The organism is Thermoplasmata archaeon (assembly GCA_038729465.1).
In the GTDB taxonomy this organism is placed as follows: domain Archaea; phylum Thermoplasmatota; class Thermoplasmata; order Thermoplasmatales; family ARK-15; genus JAVRLB01.
Map to the genome: position 1 here is coordinate 20,867 of JAVYRZ010000017.1, position 2,773 is coordinate 23,639.

A 2,773-nucleotide genomic window follows, 5' to 3' on the forward strand; every position below is an offset into this window, starting at 1 on the left:
TAGTTTCATGTCCATCATTGCTCCTGTATCGCCAGCATGATAGACCGTGCTGTTTTTGCCTATTATAACCACTCCTGAAGGAGAGCCCAGTGAAGAGCTGTGCGTAGCACTGGTCAATACGAATTTTAGTGACTCGATCATCGCTGCGCCACCTATATTTGCGCCAATCACGTGTTTTGCACCTTTTTCTTCATAACTGTTTGCAAGCTCAAACATTGCAAATAACTTCGCTTCTGGATTGTTTGCAAGAATTGTGTCCACATCTCCCGTATGATCATCGTGGCTATGAGTAATAACTATTACATCCACATTTTTAATATTTTCAGGCTTTGTACTGGACAAGGGATTGCTGATCCAAGGATCGACAAGTATCTTCTTTCCATCAATATTAAGTTCGAAAGCAGAGTGGCCGTACCATATTAAATAATCCATATTATAATCACCTTCATTTTCATGATATCCGTTTTCGTTTATATATTTTATCTCACAAGTTTAGAATATATTGTTAACAATTCCAATCCTTTTTCTATTCCTCTCTTCAGTTCCAGATCGTTTAGCTTACTGAGAATATTCTTTATTTCAGGCTCTTTCTTTAGTCCCAGATAGGGTACAGATACTTCTATCAATCGTCCTGTATATCCTGTGCCAGCAAACACTTTTAATGTTTCTTTCACTATTGTTTCAAAGTTTTTTAATATGTAAGCTCGGTTGTATGGACAGAATGCAGCAGATATATAGAATCCCGTACTATCCTGCTTTTTGATCTCTCCGTTTCTGATCAAGCTTACCACTTTATCCAGTTCTAGCTCTGGCAACCAGCCCATTGCACGGATCAGATACATTTTATCTTCATCTTTGTCAGTAGCCCTGTACTTTTCCATGAGAATATCCAGATTTTTGAACACGATTGCAGCTGATTGTGAAATTGCATTTTTCAAGTCCGGGTCAGATTTTTCAAACTCTTTAAACTTGGAAGCCATAGACTCTGCAAACTGCTTGTCTAGCAAGCACAGATCGAACGCAATAGAACCACGCAATATACGGTCGTTTTCTGATACTAGGCTCTGCTCCAGCCTGTCGAGATGCGTTCTGAAATAAGACTTGGCAAAATCAGTCAATTTTGCGTCATTATCCAGTATTAGCAACAGCGTAGACAACTGAGATTCTATCTCCTTAATCACAAGGTATTCAGTTTCATTTCTAAATGCATTTATCTTCTCAAGATACTCTGCCTTGCTTATCGATCCCGCCAGTAAAAAGGCAAACGCATCATTTACAATCCCCCATTTATCCAATTCTGACAACTTATCTTTGTTTCTTATGACGTTTTCAAATAGATAGCTGTCATATTTCACTCTGTAAAATCCTGTCTGGTTTATGTTCAACTTTATAAAGTCCGCGCTTTTTATGTTTTTACTCTCTTCCTCTAACAACATTGATTCTGAACTGTTCGCTCTTTTAATGGTCAACGGTACTGGCCAACAATCTTTTTTGATAGTTCCATCTAACAAAAATCGGGTTTGTTCAATCTTGATCTGCTCTCCATCTCTGCTTGCAGATATCACTGGATACCCTTCTTTCTCGATCCATGCTTTCATTATCCTTGACATCGGCTGTTTTGTAATTGTTTCTATCTCGTTCCAAAGATCCTGTCCTTCAGCATTCGAATATGCAAACTTGGTCAGATATTTGCGCACTCCGTCTCTGAAATTATCGAGCCCTACATATGCTTCTATCATTCTCAATATGCTTCCACCCTTTCCATAGCTTATCTCATCAAATATCTGGGTTATCTCTTTTGGATCTTGCACTTTTACATCGATCGGATGTGTGTTTTTAAGCGAGTCTCCTCTCAGCGCTCCGGAAGTATCTCCCAGCATCAGCTCTGCCCAAGGATCCCATTGCGGATAGTAATTATCCAAAACTTTATATGCCATAAATGTAGCAAAGCTCTCATTGAGCCATAAATCGTTCCACCATTTCATAGTCACAAGATCTCCAAACCACTGATGCGCAATTTCGTGGCTGATCACTTCTGCAACCCTCTTTTTAACAACATTGCTTGTAGCCTCATCTACCAGTAACACTACTTCCCTGAACGTTATCGCACCCCAGTTTTCCATTGCTCCTGCCGCAAATTCTGGAACAGCGATCAAGTGCATCTTTGGCATTGCATATTTGATATTAAAATAGTTTTCGTAAAACATTATTGCTTTTTTGGCAATATCGATCGGAAAATCTGTACTTTTCAAGGTACCTTCAGGAGCGGTCAAAATCACTTTTTTGTTTTTGAGAACCTGCGATTTTTCCTCAAATTTTCCAATTCCTATGTACACAAGATAAGTGGACATTCTTGGAGTTTCTTTAAACTTAACCAGTTTTTTATGGCCTGACACTTTCCTGAATTTAACAGGCATGTTCGATATTGCGTCCAGCTCTTGGTCAATCAGCAAAGAGATATTGAATTTCGCTTTATAATAAGGATTGTCAAGGCAAGGAAATGCCCAGCGTGCCTGGGTGGGCTCGAACTGCGTCGTATAAATCTTACCTTTCTTAGTGTTAGCCATGTACAAACCCATAAGATTCTCGTTAATTTTACCTTCAAATTCTACTTTTACAATTGCTTGACCATCTACGTTTTCGGATATTGAGATCTCTTCTTTTTCAGCATTGATGCTAAATTTCACATTCTTCCGGTTAAGCTTTATGCTTTTTATGTTTAGGTTAAAAGAGTTCAATATCAACGGCTCGTTAGCGCCTAATACTGTAATTT

At 38.7% G+C, this 2,773-nt stretch carries 2 protein-coding genes; both read right to left on the reverse strand.

Going from position 1 to position 2,773, the window contains the following annotated elements:
• Positions 1–432 (reverse strand): MBL fold metallo-hydrolase (locus tag QXQ25_05255; GenBank protein MEM0161110.1); only part of this gene is annotated, 432 nt, incomplete at its 3' end.
• Between the two features lie 47 nt (positions 433–479).
• The coding region (locus tag QXQ25_05260) for a M1 family metallopeptidase (GenBank protein ID MEM0161111.1) at positions 480–2,773 on the reverse strand (2,294 nt) is incomplete at its 5' end.